General features: G+C 68.6%; 13 protein-coding genes and 3 pseudogenes. 10 read left to right on the top strand and 6 right to left on the bottom strand.

The window, feature by feature from the left end:
- Nucleotides 1-52: 52 nt before the first annotated feature.
- The 4 genes and pseudogenes from F1642_RS01755 to F1642_RS01740 all read left to right on the top strand — a co-directional run bounded on the left by F1642_RS01755 (nt 53) and on the right by F1642_RS01740 (nt 4,427).
- Complete coding sequence (locus F1642_RS01755) at nt 53-1,177, top strand: ROK family transcriptional regulator (RefSeq protein ID WP_194885310.1); 1,125 nt, start codon at nt 53-55, stop codon at nt 1,175-1,177.
- A gap of 151 nt (nt 1,178-1,328) precedes the next feature.
- Nucleotides 1,329-1,949, top strand: coding sequence for a 30S ribosomal protein S4 (gene rpsD, locus F1642_RS01750; protein WP_045981180.1), 621 nt, complete (start codon nt 1,329-1,331; stop codon nt 1,947-1,949).
- Between the two features lie 456 nt (nt 1,950-2,405).
- A pseudogene (gene hisC / locus F1642_RS01745) lies at nt 2,406-3,504 on the top strand (histidinol-phosphate transaminase).
- Complete coding sequence (locus F1642_RS01740; RefSeq protein ID WP_045981178.1) at nt 3,501-4,427, top strand: prephenate/arogenate dehydrogenase family protein; 927 nt, start codon at nt 3,501-3,503, stop codon at nt 4,425-4,427. The pseudogene hisC and the gene F1642_RS01740 overlap by 4 nt, the downstream one beginning before the upstream one ends.
- Here F1642_RS01740 and F1642_RS01735 read toward each other — a convergent pair.
- A complete protein-coding gene (locus tag F1642_RS01735) occupies nt 4,424-5,431 on the bottom strand; it encodes a DUF2125 domain-containing protein (protein WP_194885309.1) in 1,008 nt (335 codons plus the stop codon). The two genes, F1642_RS01740 and F1642_RS01735, sit on opposite strands and share 4 nt — an antisense overlap.
- A 62-nt stretch (nt 5,432-5,493) precedes the next feature.
- On the opposite strand from F1642_RS01735, the gene F1642_RS01730 reads away from it, so the two are divergent.
- The 3 genes and pseudogenes from F1642_RS01730 (at nt 5,494) to F1642_RS01720 (ending at nt 9,104) form a co-directional block, all read left to right on the top strand.
- Nucleotides 5,494-6,039: a gamma-glutamylcyclotransferase gene (locus F1642_RS01730; RefSeq protein ID WP_194885308.1), complete on the top strand. Its 546-nt coding sequence runs from the start codon at nt 5,494-5,496 to the stop codon at nt 6,037-6,039.
- A gap of 222 nt (nt 6,040-6,261) precedes the next feature.
- Nucleotides 6,262-7,411: pseudogene (locus F1642_RS01725) on the top strand (biopolymer transporter ExbB).
- A 4-nt stretch (nt 7,412-7,415) separates the two neighbouring features.
- On the top strand, nt 7,416-9,104 hold the full coding sequence (locus F1642_RS01720; protein ID WP_194885307.1) for a peptidoglycan -binding protein: 1,689 nt from the start codon (nt 7,416-7,418) through the stop codon (nt 9,102-9,104).
- Here F1642_RS01720 and F1642_RS01715 read toward each other — a convergent pair.
- The 3 genes from F1642_RS01715 to F1642_RS01705 all read right to left on the bottom strand — a co-directional run bounded on the left by F1642_RS01715 (nt 9,101) and on the right by F1642_RS01705 (nt 11,098).
- Nucleotides 9,101-9,439 (bottom strand): SMR family transporter, encoded by a 339-nt coding sequence (locus tag F1642_RS01715; protein ID WP_045981174.1) that lies wholly within the window; start codon nt 9,437-9,439, stop codon nt 9,101-9,103. The genes F1642_RS01720 and F1642_RS01715 overlap by 4 nt on opposite strands.
- On the bottom strand, nt 9,436-10,359 hold the full coding sequence (locus F1642_RS01710) for a YihY/virulence factor BrkB family protein (RefSeq protein WP_194885306.1): 924 nt from the start codon (nt 10,357-10,359) through the stop codon (nt 9,436-9,438). The genes F1642_RS01715 and F1642_RS01710 overlap by 4 nt, the downstream gene beginning before the upstream one ends.
- 103 nt (nt 10,360-10,462) lie before the next feature.
- Nucleotides 10,463-11,098, bottom strand: coding sequence for a hypothetical protein (locus tag F1642_RS01705; RefSeq protein ID WP_194885305.1), 636 nt, complete (start codon nt 11,096-11,098; stop codon nt 10,463-10,465).
- A 143-nt stretch (nt 11,099-11,241) separates the two neighbouring features.
- On the opposite strand from F1642_RS01705, the pseudogene purB reads away from it, so the two are divergent.
- The 3 genes and pseudogenes from purB (at nt 11,242) to gap (ending at nt 14,931) form a co-directional block, all read left to right on the top strand.
- Nucleotides 11,242-12,556, top strand: a pseudogene (purB, locus tag F1642_RS01700) (adenylosuccinate lyase).
- A 73-nt stretch (nt 12,557-12,629) separates the two neighbouring features.
- Nucleotides 12,630-13,640 (top strand): FliG C-terminal domain-containing protein, encoded by a 1,011-nt coding sequence (locus F1642_RS01695; RefSeq protein ID WP_194885304.1) that lies wholly within the window; start codon nt 12,630-12,632, stop codon nt 13,638-13,640.
- Between the two features lie 289 nt (nt 13,641-13,929).
- The gene (gap, locus tag F1642_RS01690; RefSeq protein WP_045981170.1) at nt 13,930-14,931 is read left to right on the top strand and encodes a type I glyceraldehyde-3-phosphate dehydrogenase; all 1,002 of its coding nucleotides are present in this window, start codon (nt 13,930-13,932) and stop codon (nt 14,929-14,931) included.
- Nucleotides 14,932-14,996: 65 nt separating this feature from the next.
- Here gap and F1642_RS01685 read toward each other — a convergent pair whose 3' ends face one another.
- Nucleotides 14,997-15,749: an SDR family oxidoreductase gene (locus tag F1642_RS01685; RefSeq protein WP_045999499.1), complete on the bottom strand. Its 753-nt coding sequence runs from the start codon at nt 15,747-15,749 to the stop codon at nt 14,997-14,999.
- A gap of 63 nt (nt 15,750-15,812) precedes the next feature.
- Nucleotides 15,813-16,130 (bottom strand): antibiotic ABC transporter, encoded by a 318-nt coding sequence (locus F1642_RS01680; RefSeq protein ID WP_232303263.1) that lies wholly within the window; start codon nt 16,128-16,130, stop codon nt 15,813-15,815.
- Between the last annotated feature and the right edge of the window lie 138 nt (nt 16,131-16,268).

Raw genomic sequence — 16,268 nt, 5'->3', positions numbered from 1 at the left:
CTTGTCAATAAATCAATCATGTTGATTAATGCGATTCAGGAGGACGGAACCCATGCCCCTAGATCGTGACGGCCCCGGCGCGCTCAGCCGGAACGAACGGCTGATCCTGTCGCTGATCCGACGGCGGGGACCGATGCCGCGCGCGGCGCTGGCGCAGCTGACGGGGCTGTCGGCACAGTCCATCACCAACCTGACGCGCAAGCTGATGATGGCGGGCTATCTGGACGCCGGGGCGGTGGTGCGGGGCAAGGTCGGCCAACCCTCGACCCCGCTGGCGCTCGCCCCGGACGGGGCGTGGTTCCTGGGGCTCAAGATCGGACGCCGGCTGGTCGAACTGGCGCTGGTCGATTTCGCAGGCCGCGTGCGGATGCACCGCCAGGAGGTCTATGCCCACCCCACCCCCAACCGCGTGCTGGCATTCGCGCGTCAGGGGCTGGACACGATGACCGCATCGCTGGACCCCGGCCAGCGTGCACGTCTGATGGGCCTGGGCGTCGCGACCCCCTATCGGCTGTGGGACTGGGGTCAGGAGATGGCCGACTGGCTGGACCACGACCTGCAGGCCGAACTGTCGCGCAGCCTGCCCGTCCCGATCTTCGTGGAAAACGACGCCACCACCGCCTGCGGGGCAGAACTGATCTTCGGCAAGACGGATCTGCCGCGGGACTTCATCCACATCTACATCGCCCATTTCGCGGGCGGCGGCATCGTCCTGGACGGCGCGCTGCGCCATGGTCCGACCCGTAACGCGGGCGCCCTGGGGTCGATGCCCATTCCGGTCGTGGGCGCACGGGGCGGCCAGCTGCTGGAAAAGGCTTCGGTCTCGGCGCTGGAGGCCCTGATCGGACGGTCCCTGCCGCCCGACGATTCGGGCTGGGACGTTCCCGCCTGGATCGAGGCGGAATGGGCCGACCAAGCGGGCCGGGCGCTGGCCTTCGTCGCGCTGTCGGCGGTGGCTCTGGTCGATCTGCCGCTGGTGGTGATCGACGGAGCGGTGCCGCCCGCGACGCGCGCGCGGCTGGCCCAGGCGACCCGCGCGGCGCTGGAGGGGATGCCGACCGCCGGCATCGACCGTCCGCAGGTGATCGAGGGATCGCTTGGCCGCAGCGCGCGCATCCTGGGGGCCGCGGGGCTGCCGCTGGCGCATTTCTTTCAGCCGGACGGGGCGCTGGACTAGGGCGATTGCGGTTGACACCGGGGCCTGCGCGTCTATACGGCACGCTTCGTTGGTGTTGGTGGACCCCGCAAGGGGAACCCTGTCAGGCCCCGGTCCGAAAGACCTTGGCCAGAGGACAACGCCCTTCGCAACCTGTTGAAGGAGATCAGCCGTGACCAAACGCACGTCTGCCAAGTACAAACTCGATCGCCGCATGGGCGAGAACATCTGGGGCCGCGCCAAGTCGCCCGTCAACCGTCGCGAATACGGCCCCGGCCAGCACGGCCAGCGCCGCAAGAACAAGCTGTCGGACTTCGGCACCCAGCTGCGCGCCAAGCAGAAGCTCAAGGGCTACTACGGCGACCTGACCGAAAAGCAGTTCCGCCGCATCTATGCCGAAGCCGAGCGGATCCGTGGCGACACCGGCGAGAACCTGGTCGGCCTGCTGGAGCGCCGCCTGGACGCCGTCGTCTATCGCGCCAAGTTCGTGGCGACCATCTGGGCCGCCCGCCAGTTCGTGAACCACGGCCACATCCAGGTCAACGGTCAGCGCGTGAACATCGCGTCCTACCGCGTCAAGGAAGGCGATGTCATCTCGATCCGCGAGCGTTCGCGCCAGCTGGCCATCGTGCTGGAAGCCGTCGCCCTGACCGAGCGTGACGTCCCGGACTATCTGGAAGTCGACCACAACAAGATGACCGCGACCTTCGTGCGCACCCCGGCCCTGGGCGACATCCCCTATGCCGTGCAGATGGAACCGAACCTGGTCGTCGAATTCTACGCGAAGAACTGATCTTCGCCAGATCGACCGTCTTTGGGCCGCATCCTCGGATGCGGCCTTTTGCATGGCATCGCGCCCATTTTTTCGATCGTCGTTCGATCAGGATCGGCTGGCAGGGCGGCATTCGTCCCCTTCGGACTGCCGTGTTGGCCCGCATCCAGCGCGGACCCTTTGAACTGACCGCCCCGACCAATCCCGGTTCTGGCCGCTTGGGCGAAAACGGGGCTTGGATCGCGCATCCCAGCGGCCATCGGGTCAAGATCGGCGTTGGCCCCATCGGATTGCGGATCTGCGCGTCATTGATAGGGACACGGTCATCCGCTGTGACGGCAATGGTATCGTGCTGCGCCACGTCGACGTCCCGCCGATCAACGCAGCGGATTTCGTCCTTGCCCAAGCATGCGGCACGCGACGGTTTGGGGGCTTTCCTTGGCATCGGCACGGCACTAAACGGGGCCGGACACAAGGATGGACCCCCATGACCCAGACCCCGTGCAGCCCGGCATCATGGATATCGCGCTTTACGTCAGCGGCGAAAGCACGCTGGCGGGCCGCGACGACGTGCTCAAGCTGTCGTCGAACGAGAACCCGCTTGGCCCCAGCCCCGCGGCCCAGGACGCGTTCCGCCGCGCGGCGGGCGATCTGCACCGCTATCCGGCGACCGATCACGCGGGGCTGCGCGCGGCCATCGGGCAGGTGCACGGGCTGGATCCGGACCGCATTATCTGCGGCGTGGGCTCGGACGAGGTGCTGCAATTCGTGGTTCAGGCCTTTGCCGGTCCGGACGACGAGGTCATCACGACCGAGCACGGCTTTTCGATGTATCCCATCCTGGCACGCATGGTCGGCGCGATCCCGGTGACCGTGCCGGAGGACACGCGCCGGGTCGATGTGGACGCGATCCTGGCCGTGGTGACCGAGCGCACACGCGTCGTCTTCATCGCGAACCCGGCCAATCCGACCGGCACGATGCTGGGCGCGGACGAGTTGCAACGCCTGGTGGATGGCCTGCCGCCGCAGGTGCTGTTCGTCCATGACGGCGCCTATACGGAGTTCGCCGACGGGTTCGACGGCGGCGCGTCGCTGGTCGACCGGCATCCGAACGTGATCATGACGCGGACCTTCTCCAAGGCCTATGGCCTGGGCGGGCTGCGCATCGGATGGGGGCTATGCCGCGCGCGAGGTCATCGACGTGCTGAACCGCATCCGCCAGCCCTTCAACCTGTCCAACGCCCAGATGGAGGCCGCACGTGCCGCCGTCCTGGACCGCGACTTCACCGACCGCTGCATCGCGCTGAACGCGCGGATGCGCGACCGGATGCGGCAATCGCTGATCCAGATGGGCATCGGCTGCGACGAAAGCTTTGCCAATTTCGTGCTGGCCCGCTTTGACAGCCCCCAGACCGCGACCGCGGCCGATGCGGCGCTGCGCGCCGAAGGCATCCTGGTGCGGCGCGTGGGCGGATACGGTCTGCCCGACGCGCTGCGCATCACCGTGGGCGACGAGGCGGCCGTGACGCGGGTGCTGGACTGCCTGGGCAACTTCATGCAGGGGCGCGCGCAATGACGCAGGTCTATGACAAGGTAGCGCTGATCGGGCTGGGCCTGATCGCGGGATCGATGGCGCATGCCATTCGTGATGGCGGCCTGGCCGGCCGCGTCACCGGCTATGCCCGCAGCCAGGCGACGCGCGACACCGCACGCGAGATCGGCCTGTGCGAGGTCTGCGACACCGCCGCCCTGGCGGTGGCCGGCGCCGATCTGGTGGTGCTGGCCGTCCCCGTCGGCGCAATGGCCGAGGTCATGGCCGAGATCGCGCCCCATCTGGCCCCCGGTGCCACGATCACCGATGTCGGTTCGGTCAAGCAGTCGGTCATCGACGCGGTCGCCCCCTGCCTGCCGGCAGGCGTGCATTTCATCCCCGGACACCCGCTGGCCGGCACCGAACATTCAGGGCCCCGCGCGGGCTTTGCCAGCCTGTTCCGCAACCGCTGGTGGCTGTTGACGCCGCTGCCCGACACCGACCCGGAGGCGCTTGCGCGGCTGGACCGGCTGATCACCGCGATGGGCGCCAAGACCGACCGGATGGACGCCCCCCATCACGACCTGGTCCTGGCCGTGACCAGCCACGCGCCGCACCTGATCGCCTATACGATGGTGGGGGTGGCCGACCACCTGCGCCGCGTGTCCGGCGAGGAGGTGATCCAGTATTCCGCCGCCGGTTTCCGCGACTTCACCCGGATCGCGGCCAGCGACCCGACCATGTGGCGCGACGTGTTCCTGCACAACAAGGAGGCGACGCTGGACATCCTGGGCCGCTTCACCGAGGAGCTGTTCGTCCTGCAGCGCGCGATCCGCATGGGCGACGGCCAGCAACTGCACGACTACTTCACCCGCACGCGGGCGATCCGCCGCGGCATCATCGAGGCCGGACAGGACACCGAGGCCCCCGATTTCGGCCGCACCCCCGGCGCCCGACCCGCGGGCTAGATCGCCGGGGCGGGGCCGATCGGCACACCGCCCAGGATTAGCTGGCCATCGCGCATGATGACGGCCACGCGCAGCTCGCCCTCGGCCGCTGCGGGAAAGTCGGGGCCGGGCAGCGTATCGTCCAGTTCCGCCCGCGACAGCTGCGACAGTCCTGCCCGCAGCAGCATCGCGGCCTGCGCCGGGATCAGCCCCAGCCCGGTTGCCATCCCGATCATCGCATCCGCGTCTGCGGAATACAGCGCCACCTGCCCTTCGGCCAAGCCCTGGTCGTCGCGCGACAGGCGCCCCACGATGCGCAGGCCGATCGTGTCGGCGCGCAGGTCCAGCCCGGTGGTCTGCCAGCCGACGATCTGCGGCGCGGCGTCGCCGGTGACCGTGGGCGTGCTGTCCAGCCAGATCCGCAGCGGCCCCGTGACCGACAGCGGTCCGGGCATCGGACCGGGATCCAGCCCCAGCTGCGCCAGTCCACCGACCTGCAGGTCGGTCAGTCCCAGATCAAGGTCATAGGCCGCCCGCGCGGGACGCGGCGCATCCGATCCCAGCCCCGCCAGCCGCGCCTGCAGCGACAGGCCCTGCGCCAGGGGCTGGCCGTCCAGCGTCAGGTCGCGGGCCTGCACGTCCAGCCGGTTGGGCGCCATGCCGTTCAGGGGCGACAGGGCCATGCTGGCCACGGGCGCAGACAGGCCCAGCTGCATCACCTGCCCGCCTTGGGTCACCGCCGCACCGTCGGGCAGGTCCAGCCGCGCGGTCAGCGGCGATGCCGGCGACAGGAACAGCCGCGCCCAAGGCAGGCTGATGGAAAGCCCCGGGTCCGACCAGGACGGTTCGGACAGCGCGACGCCGATCCGGCGCGGATCGCGCAGGGGCGAAACCGATGCGGCCTGCAGCGCCGGGTCCTGCGCGATCAGTGCGGCCACGCGGTTGCTGGCCAGCGTCTCGGCGCCCAGCCAGCCGCCCGCCAGCAGCGCCAGCACCAGTCCCGTCCCGATCACCATCCCGCGCATGCCCGCCCTGCCCTTTTTTCCCGCCCCGTCCTGCCCTACCTTGTGCCCCGAAAGGACGGACAATGGAACGCATCGATTGGGTCTTCGGCTATGGCTCGCTGATCTGGAACCCCGGTTTCGATCCGGCCGAGACCGTGCATGCGCGCCTGGCCGGATATGCCCGCAGCTTCTGCCTGCGGTCGATCCAGCATCGCGGGACCGAGGCCGTGCCCGGCCTTGTGCTGGGCCTTGATCCGCAGGACGGCGCCATGTGCCAGGGTGTGGCCCTGCGCATCCGCCCCCGCGATCATGACCGCGTCCTGGCCGACCTGCGCGCGCGTGAACTGGTGACCGACGCCTATCGCGAGGCGATCCTGCCTGTCGATCTGCAGGACGGTCGGCGGGTGCAGGCGCTGGCCTATGTGATGCGGCGCGACCACTGGCAATATGCCGGCGGCCTGCCCGCCGACGAACAGGCCCGCATCATCGCGCAGGCGCATGGCGGGCGCGGCCCGAATGCCGAATACCTGTTCAACACCGCCGCCCATCTGGCGCAGATCGGCATGCCCGACGACCATCTGGACGCGCTGTCCGATGCCGTCCGGGCGCTGTTGCCGCCGCCCAGCTGACCCGCGCCGTCGGAATGCTTGGCAAGTGAGGCGCCCCGTCCTACAGTCGAGCAAAAGCATCGATGGGACGGGGATTTACCGGTGAGCGATCCGACACATGGCGACCCCAGGGCGCCCTCGCGGCTGACCCTGACGAACCGGCGCATCTCGGCCACGCGGGACAAGGCCCTGATCGGGGCGGCGGGCGCGCCGCGCTTTTCCCAACCGGTGCGGCAGATCCTGATGATGCTGATCGTGCTGGGGCTGGTTTTGGCGGGGGGCTGGTTCGCCTATGGGCGGATCCTGTCCATCTTCGACGCGAACCGCTGGCTGAACGGACTGATCCTGACGGTTTTTGCCCTGGGCGTGCTGGCCTGCTTCTGGCAGGTGGGGCAGCTGACCCGGTCGGTCAGCTGGATCGAACGGTTCGCCGCCCGGCGCCGCGACACCGACCGCAACGGCACCACCCAGGACGAGGCCCCGCGCCTGCTGGCCCCCCTGGCGGCCCTGCTGGGATCGCGCGGGCCCGGAGGAGAGGCGATCAGCGCCAGCGCCGCAAGCTCGATCCTGGATTCGGTCGCGACGCGCATCGACGAGGCGCGCGACATCACCCGCTATCTGGCAAATCTGCTGATCTTTCTGGGGCTTCTGGGCACATTCTACGGTCTTGCGACAACCATCCCGGCGGTCGTGGCGACCATCCGGGCACTGTCGCCCGAAAACGGACAGTCGGGGCTGGACCTGTTCCAGAACCTGATGACGGGCCTTGAATCGCAGCTGGGCGGGATGGCGACGGCATTCTCCTCCTCGTTGCTGGGTCTGGCAGGGTCGCTGGTGGTGGGCCTTCTGGAGCTGTTTCGTGACGCACGGCCAGAACCGGTTCTATCGCGAGCTGGAGGAGTGGATGTCGGGCTTTACCCGGATCAGCATCGCCTCGGGTGATGGGGACGGTGTCGATCAGGCGGCACTGGCCGGGTTCCTGGACCAGATGGCGGGACAGATGGACCGCCTGCAGGCCTATCATGCCGAACGCGACGCCATGCGGGACGAGGCCGCGCTGATGGCTGACGAACGCGTCGTGGTCATGGCACAGGCGATCGACGCGCTGGTCCAGCGGGCACAGGCCGACCGCGACGCGCCCGACGGCCAGTCCGAACGCCTGACCCAAGCCCTGACGCGGCTGGCCGATCACCAGCCGCCCGCCCCCGACCTGACACGGCTGGAGGCCGCGCTGGACCGCCTGACCACCGAACTGACCAATGGCCGGAACGAGGCGGTGGCCGATCTGCGCGCCGACATCCTGGTGCTGACCCGCGCGGTCCGCGCCGCGCGCTTTGGCGACCCGTTCCGCGACGACCTGCTGGGCCGCGACCCCGCCCGCGGCGAGGGCTAGACCGATGCGCCTGTCCCGCGGATCATCGGCACAGCGTTTCTCGTCCACGATATGGCCGGGCTTCGTCGACGCGATGACGGCGCTGCTTCTGGTGCTGATGTTCGTGCTGACGATCTTTACCGTGGTCCAGGGGGTGCTGCGCGAACAGATCACCACCCAGGACGACACGATTAGCACCCAGGACGAGACGATCACCGACCAGGGTCAGGTGATCTCGCGCCAGGAACGCCAGCTGAACGAACTGGGCGCGCAGGTCGCGTCCCTGGGCCAGGCGCTGAACGCGTCCCAGGATCGCGAGGCCGACCTGACCCGGTCCCTGGAGACCGAGGCCGAGCGAACCGCCCGCGCCGAGGCGGAGGCCCGCGACCGTGCCGCCCGCATCGCCCGCCTGTCCAGCCAGCTGGCCACCGGAGAGACCCAGCTGGCCGAGGCGCGCACCCGCCTGACCGACTTCGAGGCCGAGGTCGCTGCCCTGCTGGCCGAACGGACGCAGGGTCAGGCGCGGCTTGAGACGTTGGAGACGCAGCTGGATCAGGCAGAGGACCGCGCATCGGCCGCGGAACTGGCTGTCGCGGCCGCCCGGTCCGAGACCGACGCGCAGGCCGAGGCCGCGCGCCTTGCCGCCGCCCGCCGCGACGCGCTGGAGGCGCTGGCCGCGGACCTGCGCGCTCAGGTCGGCCAGCAGCAGGCGCAGCTGGACCGGACCCAGGCCAGCCTGACCGAGGCCGAACAGACCCGCCTGGCCGAGGCCGAAGCCGCAGCGCTGCTGCGCGAGCGGCTGGAGGGGGCGGATGCCGAACTGACCGCCATGACCCTGGCCCTGGAGGAGCGTCGCCGCGAGGCGGAGGAGACGCTGACCCTGCTGGCCGCCGCGAATGCCGCCCGCGACGCGGCGGAGACGCAGGCCCAGGCCCAGCTGTCCGAGGCCGAGCGTCAGGCCGCCCTGCTGGCCACCGCGCGGGCGGAGCTGGCCGATCAGGAGGACCTGTCGCAGGACAGCCAGCGCCGGGTGGCGGCGCTGAACGAACAGGTGGCGCAGCTGCGCTCTCAGCTGGGGTCGTTGCAGGCGCTGCTGGATGCAGCGGGGCAGGAGCAGGCGGATGCAGAGCTGCGCGTGTCCGACCTGGGCCAGCAGTTGAACGCCGCCCTTGTCCGCGCCGCCGAGGAAACCCGCGCCCGCCTCGCGCTGGAAGAGGAGGCCCGCCTTGCGGCCGAGGCCGAGGCCCAGGACCTGGCCCGCTATCGGTCCGAATTCTTTGGCCGGCTGTCGCAGATCCTGTCGGGGCGCGAGGGCGTGCAGGTTGTGGGCGACCGCTTCGTGTTCCAGTCCGAAGTGCTGTTCGCCCCTGGAGAGGCCACCCTGTCCCAGGCCGGCCGCGAACAGGTCGCCGGGCTTGCCACCCTGCTGCGCGACATCGCCGACGAGATCCCGCCCGAAATCGACTGGATCATCCGCGTCGACGGGCATACCGACAACCTGCCCCTGTCGGGGACCGGCCGCTATGCCGACAACTGGGAACTGAGCCAGGCCCGCGCCCTGGCCGTGGTACGCTATCTGTCCGACGATCTGGACTTTCCGGCCGCGCGCCTGGCGCCGACGGGCTTTGCCGACACCCGCCCCATCGCGACCCAGGACACGCCCGAAGCCCGCGCCCTGAACCGCCGGATCGAACTAAAGCTGACCGAGCGTTAGTGCCCGACGGTACGGGAGAACACGTTGATGACGACGACCCCGGCGACGATCAGGCACAGCCCGATCACCGCCGGCAGGTCCAGCCGCTGGCCGAACACGACCAGCCCGATCATCGCGACCAGGGCCACGCCGAATGCGCTCCAGATGGCATAGGCCACGCCCAGGGGCAGCACCTTGAGGCTGACCGACAGCAGGTAGAAGCTGGCCAGATAGCAGACGGCCATCCCCACCGTGGGCGCCAGCCGCGTGAACTGTTCCGAGCGCTGCAACAGCGTCGTGCCCAGAACCTCCAGCGCGATGGCGAACCCCAAGGGGATGTAAGGGGACAGGGTCATCGGGCCTCGCGCTTCAGGGGACGGTCGTCGGGCAAGCCTGCCATATGTTTCAGGTGGCGTTCCAGTTCGGAATTGATCTCGGCCCCGACCAGCACGATCGTCGCGTTCAGCCACAGCCAGGTCATCAGTGCGACCACCGCACCCAGCGATCCGTAGGTCTCGTTGTAATTGCCGAAATTCACCGCGTACCAGGAAAACAGCATCGAGGTCGCGACAAGCGCCAGCCCGGCAAAGACCGCGCCCGGAGAGATCCAGCGCCAGCGTGACTTGGGCGCCGCGGGCCCCCAGCGATAGACCGCCGCCAGCGCCGCGATCAGCAGGCCCAGCATCAGCGGCCAGCGGATCACGGCCAGGATCGTCTCGGCCCCCCAGCCGATGGGCAACAGCCGCAGCAGCATGGGCACGACCGCGATCACCGCCAGCATCAGCGCAATCATCGCCAACCCGCCGATGGTAAAGCACATCGCCACCAGGTTCAGACGCACGATGCCGCGCGTCTCACGTTGAAAGAATGCGACGTTCAGCGCCGACAGCAGCGCCTTCATCCCGCCATTCGCCGAATAGAACGCGATCAGCAGCGCGACGACCCCGGCCAGGGACAGCGCGCCCGTCGAGGCTGAGGCAATGGACACGACCTGTGCGCGGATGATCTCCAGCGAGCTTTCAGGCAGCAGCGGTTCGATCAGTTCCAGATGGCTTTGGATGGTCGAGGGGTCCGCCCACAACCCGTACAGCGACACGAAGGCGGTGATCGCCGGGAACAGCGACAGCAGGCCGAAGAAGGTGACGCCCCCGGACACCGACGTGACGCGATCGTCGCCGATCTGGCGAAACGTCGACTTCGCGACCGCCAGCAGGTCGGCCCGCGTCATGTCGCGAAGCCCCGGCATCCGCTTGGCGGGCACCGGGGCGGGGGTCATCGGCCATCAGGCCGAAACGTCGTTTCGTGTCGTCATCCAGCGGGCCGAACAAGGCGTCGCGAATGCCGGTCCCTTGGGTCATGCGTCGTCCCTGATGGGCGGATCAGATCCGGGTGTCGTCGGATTGCGGGCGCGGGGCACGCTGCTGGACGGGGCCCGGATTGGGACCAGGCGCGCCATTCAGGATGGCACGCAGCTGATCGGCAGCGGCCACGAAATCGCCCACGATGGTCGTCGCCTGGCTGGAGACGCCGCGGAACGACTGGAACGCCCCTGCCAGCGACTGCGCGACGCCGTTCAGACCGTCCGACAGGTCGGTTGCGGTGCGCGTCAGGTCCTTGGCGAAATTGCCGCTGCGGCCGCGCGACGCCTTGGCGCGCAGGCGGGCGGCATGGGCGTTGTCCTCGCGGGCCTGGGCACGGACGCGGCGGCGCATCGCCTCGCGCTCGTCCTCTTCCAGATGGGCGAACCGGGGGGCTGCTGCCGGGCGATAGGCCAGGCGGGGCGCATCGTCCGTTCCGGCCAGCTTGCGCGCGGCGATGGCCGCGGCGGCCGTCACCCCGGCCATGCCCAGCGCGACGCCGGCCCAGACCACGGCCTTGGCGACGGTCGAGGTGTCGTCCGTGCGGCGCGGCTGCGGGCCACGATGGCCGGCAGGCACAGGGCGCGGACCAAAGCGGGTCTGGCTGGTGCGGTCGGCCTCGGTCAGGGGCGGGCGGGGGGTCTGGGGGCGGCGCATGGCAATCTCCGGTCGGTTGTCGCGTCTGTTGCCACCGAACCCCCTTGCGCGGGGAATGTTCCCGCAAAGCCAGCCGGGGCGCATGAAAACTTGCCCCCGCCCCCCTGCCCCGCTATGCCCCGACCCAGCAAAAGGAGCCCGCCATGATCCCGCGTTACAGCCGCCCCGAAATGGTCGCCATCTGGTCCCCCGAGACCAAGTTCCGCATCTGGTACGAGATCGAGGCCCATGCCTGCGATGCGCAGGCCGATCTGGGCGTGATCCCCGCGCGAGAATGCCGAGGCCGTCTGGAAGGCCCGCGACGTCCAGTTCGACGTGGCCCGCATCGACGAGATCGAGGCCGTCACCAAGCATGACGTCATCGCCTTCCTGACGCATCTGGCCGAACATGTGGGCGCCGACCAGGCGCGTTTCGTCCACCAGGGCATGACCAGCAGCGACGTGCTGGACACCACGCTGAACGTGCAGCTGGTCCGCGCCAGCGACCTGCTGCTGGCGGGCATGGACCGGGTTTTGGCCGCGCTGAAGGCCCGCGCGCATGAACACAAGGACACCGTCCGCATCGGCCGCAGCCACGGCATCCACGCCGAACCGACCACCATGGGCCTGACCTTCGCACGCTTTTACGCCGAGATGGCCCGCGGCCGCGCGCGCCTGCAGGCCGCGCGCGAGGAGATCGCAACCGGCGCGATCAGCGGCGCGGTGGGCACCTTTGCCAATATCGACCCCGCCGTCGAGGAGCATGTCTGTGCGAAGCTGGGCCTGCGCCCCGAACCGATCAGCACCCAGGTCATCCCGCGCGACCGCCATGCGATGTTCTTTGCCACCCTGGGTGTGATCGCCTCCAGCATCGAGAACATCGCCATCGAGATCCGCCACATGCAGCGCACCGAGGTCCTGGAGGCCGAGGAGTTCTTCAGCCCCGGTCAGAAGGGCTCGTCAGCGATGCCCCACAAGCGCAACCCCGTCCTGACCGAGAACCTGACCGGTCTGGCGCGGCTGGTGCGCATGTCGGTCATCCCCGCGATGGAGAACGTCGCCCTGTGGCACGAGCGCGACATCAGCCATTCCTCGGTCGAGCGTGCGATCGGGCCGGACACGACCATCACGCTGGATTTCGCGCTGCACCGCCTGGCGGGCGTGGTCGAGAAGCTGGTGATCTATCCAGAAAACATGCTGCGCAACATGAACCAGTTCAAGGGTCTGGTCATGTCCCAGCGGGTGCTGCTGGCCCTGACGCAGGCCGGCGTGTCGCGCGAGGACAGCTATCGCCTGGTTCAGCGCAACGCCATGAAGGTCTGGGAAAAGGGCGCCGATTTCCGCACCGAACTGCTGGCCGATGCCGAGGTGACCGCCGCCCTCACCCCGGACGAGATCAACGAGAAGTTCGATCTGGGCTATCACACCAAGCATGTCGATACGATCTTTGCCCGCGTTTTCGGCGCCGACCCGCTGTAATTTCGGGTCGCCGTCAACCTTGCGTTAAGGCTGTCGTGGCAATCTGCCGTCGGATGCGATGACGGAGGCGGCGATGACGGGCCAGACAGGGCTGAACCAGCGGCAGAAGGCGGCGGTGATCGTGCGCCTTCTGCTGGACGATGACGAGGTCGCGGGACTGGACCGCCTGAACCCCAATGCCCAGACCCTGCTGGCGCAGGAGATGGCGGGGATGGAGCTGATCGACCGCAACACCCGCGACGCCGTCATCACCGAATTCTGCGATCGGCTGGAATCGGTCGGCGTCACCTTTCCGGGCGATCTGGACGGCACGCTGGCCATGCTGGGCGCACGGCTGTCGGACGACAGCTCTGACGCCCTGCGGCGTACCGCGGCGATCACCGGACAGTCCGACCCCTGGGTGCGCCTGTGCAACCTGCCCAAGGAATCCCTGATCGCGCTGGCGACTGCCGAATCCGTCGAACTGGTGGCGCTGATGCTGTCCAAGCTGCCGGTCGAGGCGGCATCGGCCACCTTCATCGCCCTGCCCCGCGACCGGGCGCGCGTGGTGGCGCAGGCGATGTCGATGACCTCGGGCGTGACGCCCGCGGCGCTGCGCCGGGTCGGGCTGGTGCTGCTGCAGGCGGCCGAGGCGCTGCCCAAGCCCGCCATCGCCACGCCGGCCTGCGACCGCATGGGCGCGATCCTGAACTTTGCCACCGCCGATCTGCGCGATGACGTGCTGGGCGCGCTGGACGAACGCGACATGGAATTCGCGGATGGCGTGCGCAAGGCGATCTTCATCTTTGCCCATATCCCCACCCGGATCGAACCCCGCGAGGTGCCCAAGATCGTCCGCGAACTGGATCAGACCACGCTGGTGCGCGCCCTGGCTGCCCCGGCCGAGGCCGATGCGGCTGCCGCGGAATTCATCCTGTCGAACCTGTCGCAGCGCATGTCCGACGGCCTGCGAGAAGAGCGGGAGGCCTTGGGCAAGCCCCGCCCCAAGGATGTCGAGGAGGCAATGACCGAGGTCATCAGCGCGATCCGCCGCCTGCAGGAGGCGGGTCAGCTGACCCTGAAGATGCCGCAGGACGACGAATAGGGTCTTGGCGCGGGCAGGTCCCCGCGCGATAACCCCGACGACCGGAGGCGCAGATGACCAACCAGATCGCGATTGCCCTGCTGCTGCTGATCGCCGCGGCCTTTTGCCGTGGACCATGTGTGGCTGGACGGACACCTGCCGCTGATGGCCGCGCGAGCGATGGATCGGTTGATAGAGTATCTCAGCTTCTGGCGCTGACGGGCGGGGCGCTGCCCGTTTCGGCATTTGCATCGCCCCCTGCCGCCACGCTACACCACGGGCAACCATCACCTGCTCGAGAGGGATACCCATGGCAGTCAAGGTCGCCATCAACGGCTTCGGCCGGATCGGTCGCAACGTCCTGCGCGCAATCATCGAATCGGGCCGCACCGATATCGAGGTCGTCGCCATCAACGATCTTGGCCCGGTCGAGACCAACGCCCACCTGCTGCGCTATGACAGCGTCCACGGACGCTTTCCGGCACAGGTCACGGTGTCGGGCGACAGCATCGACGTGGGCCGCGGCCCGATCAAGGTCACCGCGATCCGCAACCCGGCCGAACTGCCCTGGGGCGATGTCGACGTGATCATGGAATGCACGGGCCTGTTCACCTCCAAGGAAAAGGTGCAGGCGCATCTGTCCACCGGTGCCAAGCGCGTCCTGATCTCGGCCCCGGGCGAGAACGCGGACAAGACCATCGTCTATGGCGTGAACCACGACACGCTGACCAAGGACGACTTGGTCGTCTCGAACGCCAGCTGCACGACGAACTGCCTGTCGCCGGTGGCGAAGGTCCTGAACGACACGATCGGCATCGACCGCGGGTTCATGACCACGATCCACAGCTATACCGGCGATCAGCCGACGCTGGACACGATGCACAAGGACCTGTACCGTGCCCGCGCCGCGGCGCTGTCGATGATCCCGACCTCGACCGGGGCCGCCAAGGCCGTGGGGCTGGTCCTGCCGGAACTGAAGGGCAAGCTAGACGGCGTGGCCATCCGCGTGCCGACGCCCAACGTCTCGGTCGTGGACCTGGTGTTCGAGGCCAGCCGCGACACCTCGGTCGCCGAGATCAACGGTGCCATCAAGGCGGCCGCCGACGGCCCGCTGAAGGGCGTCCTGGGCTATACCGAGGAATCGCTGGTGTCGTCCGACTTCAACCACGACCCGCATTCGTCGATCTTCCACATGGACCAGACCAAGGTCATGGAGGGCCGCATGGTCCGCATCCTGACCTGGTACGATAACGAATGGGGCTTCTCGAACCGCATGTCGGACACGGCCGTGGCGATGGGCAAACTGATCTGACACCTCTGCCGTGCCAAAGGAAAGGGCCCCGTTGCGGGGCCCTTTTTCATGGCAAGACGCCACATTCAGTCGGCATAGATCATCCGCACCGTCATGCCGCCATCGACCACAAAACGCTGGCCCGTCACGAACCCGGCCTCGTCCGAGGCCAGCCACGCGACCAGCCCGGCGATATCTTCGACCCGGCCGACGCGGCCCACGGGATGCTGATTGCGGTCGGCGTCGGAATGGTCCGCATCGCTGCGGTTCGCGGTCTTCTGCCACGGCCCTGTGTCGATCCAGCCGGGCAGGATGCAGTTCGCGCGCACCTTGGGCCCCAGGCTGACCGCCAGCGCATGGGTCATCGCGACCAGCGCGCCCTTGGCCGCGGCATAGGCCTCGGTGTCGGGTTCCGATTGCAGCGCACGGGTCGATGCCATCGTGACGATGCTGCCCCGCGCCTGACGCAGCAGGGGCACCGTCGCGCGGATCACCAGAAACGCCCCGGTCACGTGGCTGTCCTGCCACCGCTGCCAGTCCTCAAGGCTCAGATCCTCGATGGGGCCGCTGACCGGGTCGGCGATGCCCGCATTCGACACCACCAGGTTCAGACCTGCCCCCTTCAGCCAGCCCTGTAGGGCCAGCATTCCCTGCGCCACCTGCCGTTCGTCGCCGACATCGATGGGCAGGGCCAACAGGCCGGGATCGGCCGCGCCGATCTCATCCAGCGCCTCTGCATCCAGATCGAAAACCGCGACGCGCCAGCCGTCTGACCGCAGGCGGGTCACGATGCCCCTGCCGATGCCCTGTGCGCCGCCGGTGATCAGTGCCGTCTTCATCCGCCCGCTCCATCCCGATGTTGCGTCATGGACCAACGGGGCGGATGCACGGCTTGTTCCGCCTCAGCCGGCCTTGACCGCGGACAGGCGCCGGGAATTTGCGCGGGTCCGTCGGGCATAGGGACGCATGCCGGCCGACAGCATGCGTTCGGCGCTGTGCCCACGCATCCCGGCGCTGGCCATCGCGAACAGCGATTCCGATACCGCAGCCTGCTTTTCGGCGACCATGCGGAACGGCTCTCCGGGGGCCTGGACCATCAGGCCCATCATCCCCGCCATGCGCAGCCCGATCACCATGTTCGATTCGATCGCGATCCGCGCGAACTGGGACGCAAGCCGGGCCTGGGCTGCGGGAAGAATCATCGGCATCATCGGGTTCATCGGCGAGGGTCCTTTCGGCTGCCATCACAGGAACTGCCCGGCAAAGCCACATTGCGCCCCATGGCGCAGACACTCAACCGCGACTTTCGGACAGGGTTCCCGAAATCTGAACGCGGCTGCTTGGCAAGACGGTGCTGC

The organism is Paracoccus sp. NBH48 (assembly GCF_015390265.1).
GTDB lineage: Bacteria > Pseudomonadota > Alphaproteobacteria > Rhodobacterales > Rhodobacteraceae > Paracoccus > Paracoccus marcusii.
Note: the sequence above shows the minus strand (reverse complement) of the source record. Positions and strands in the feature narration are given on the sequence as shown.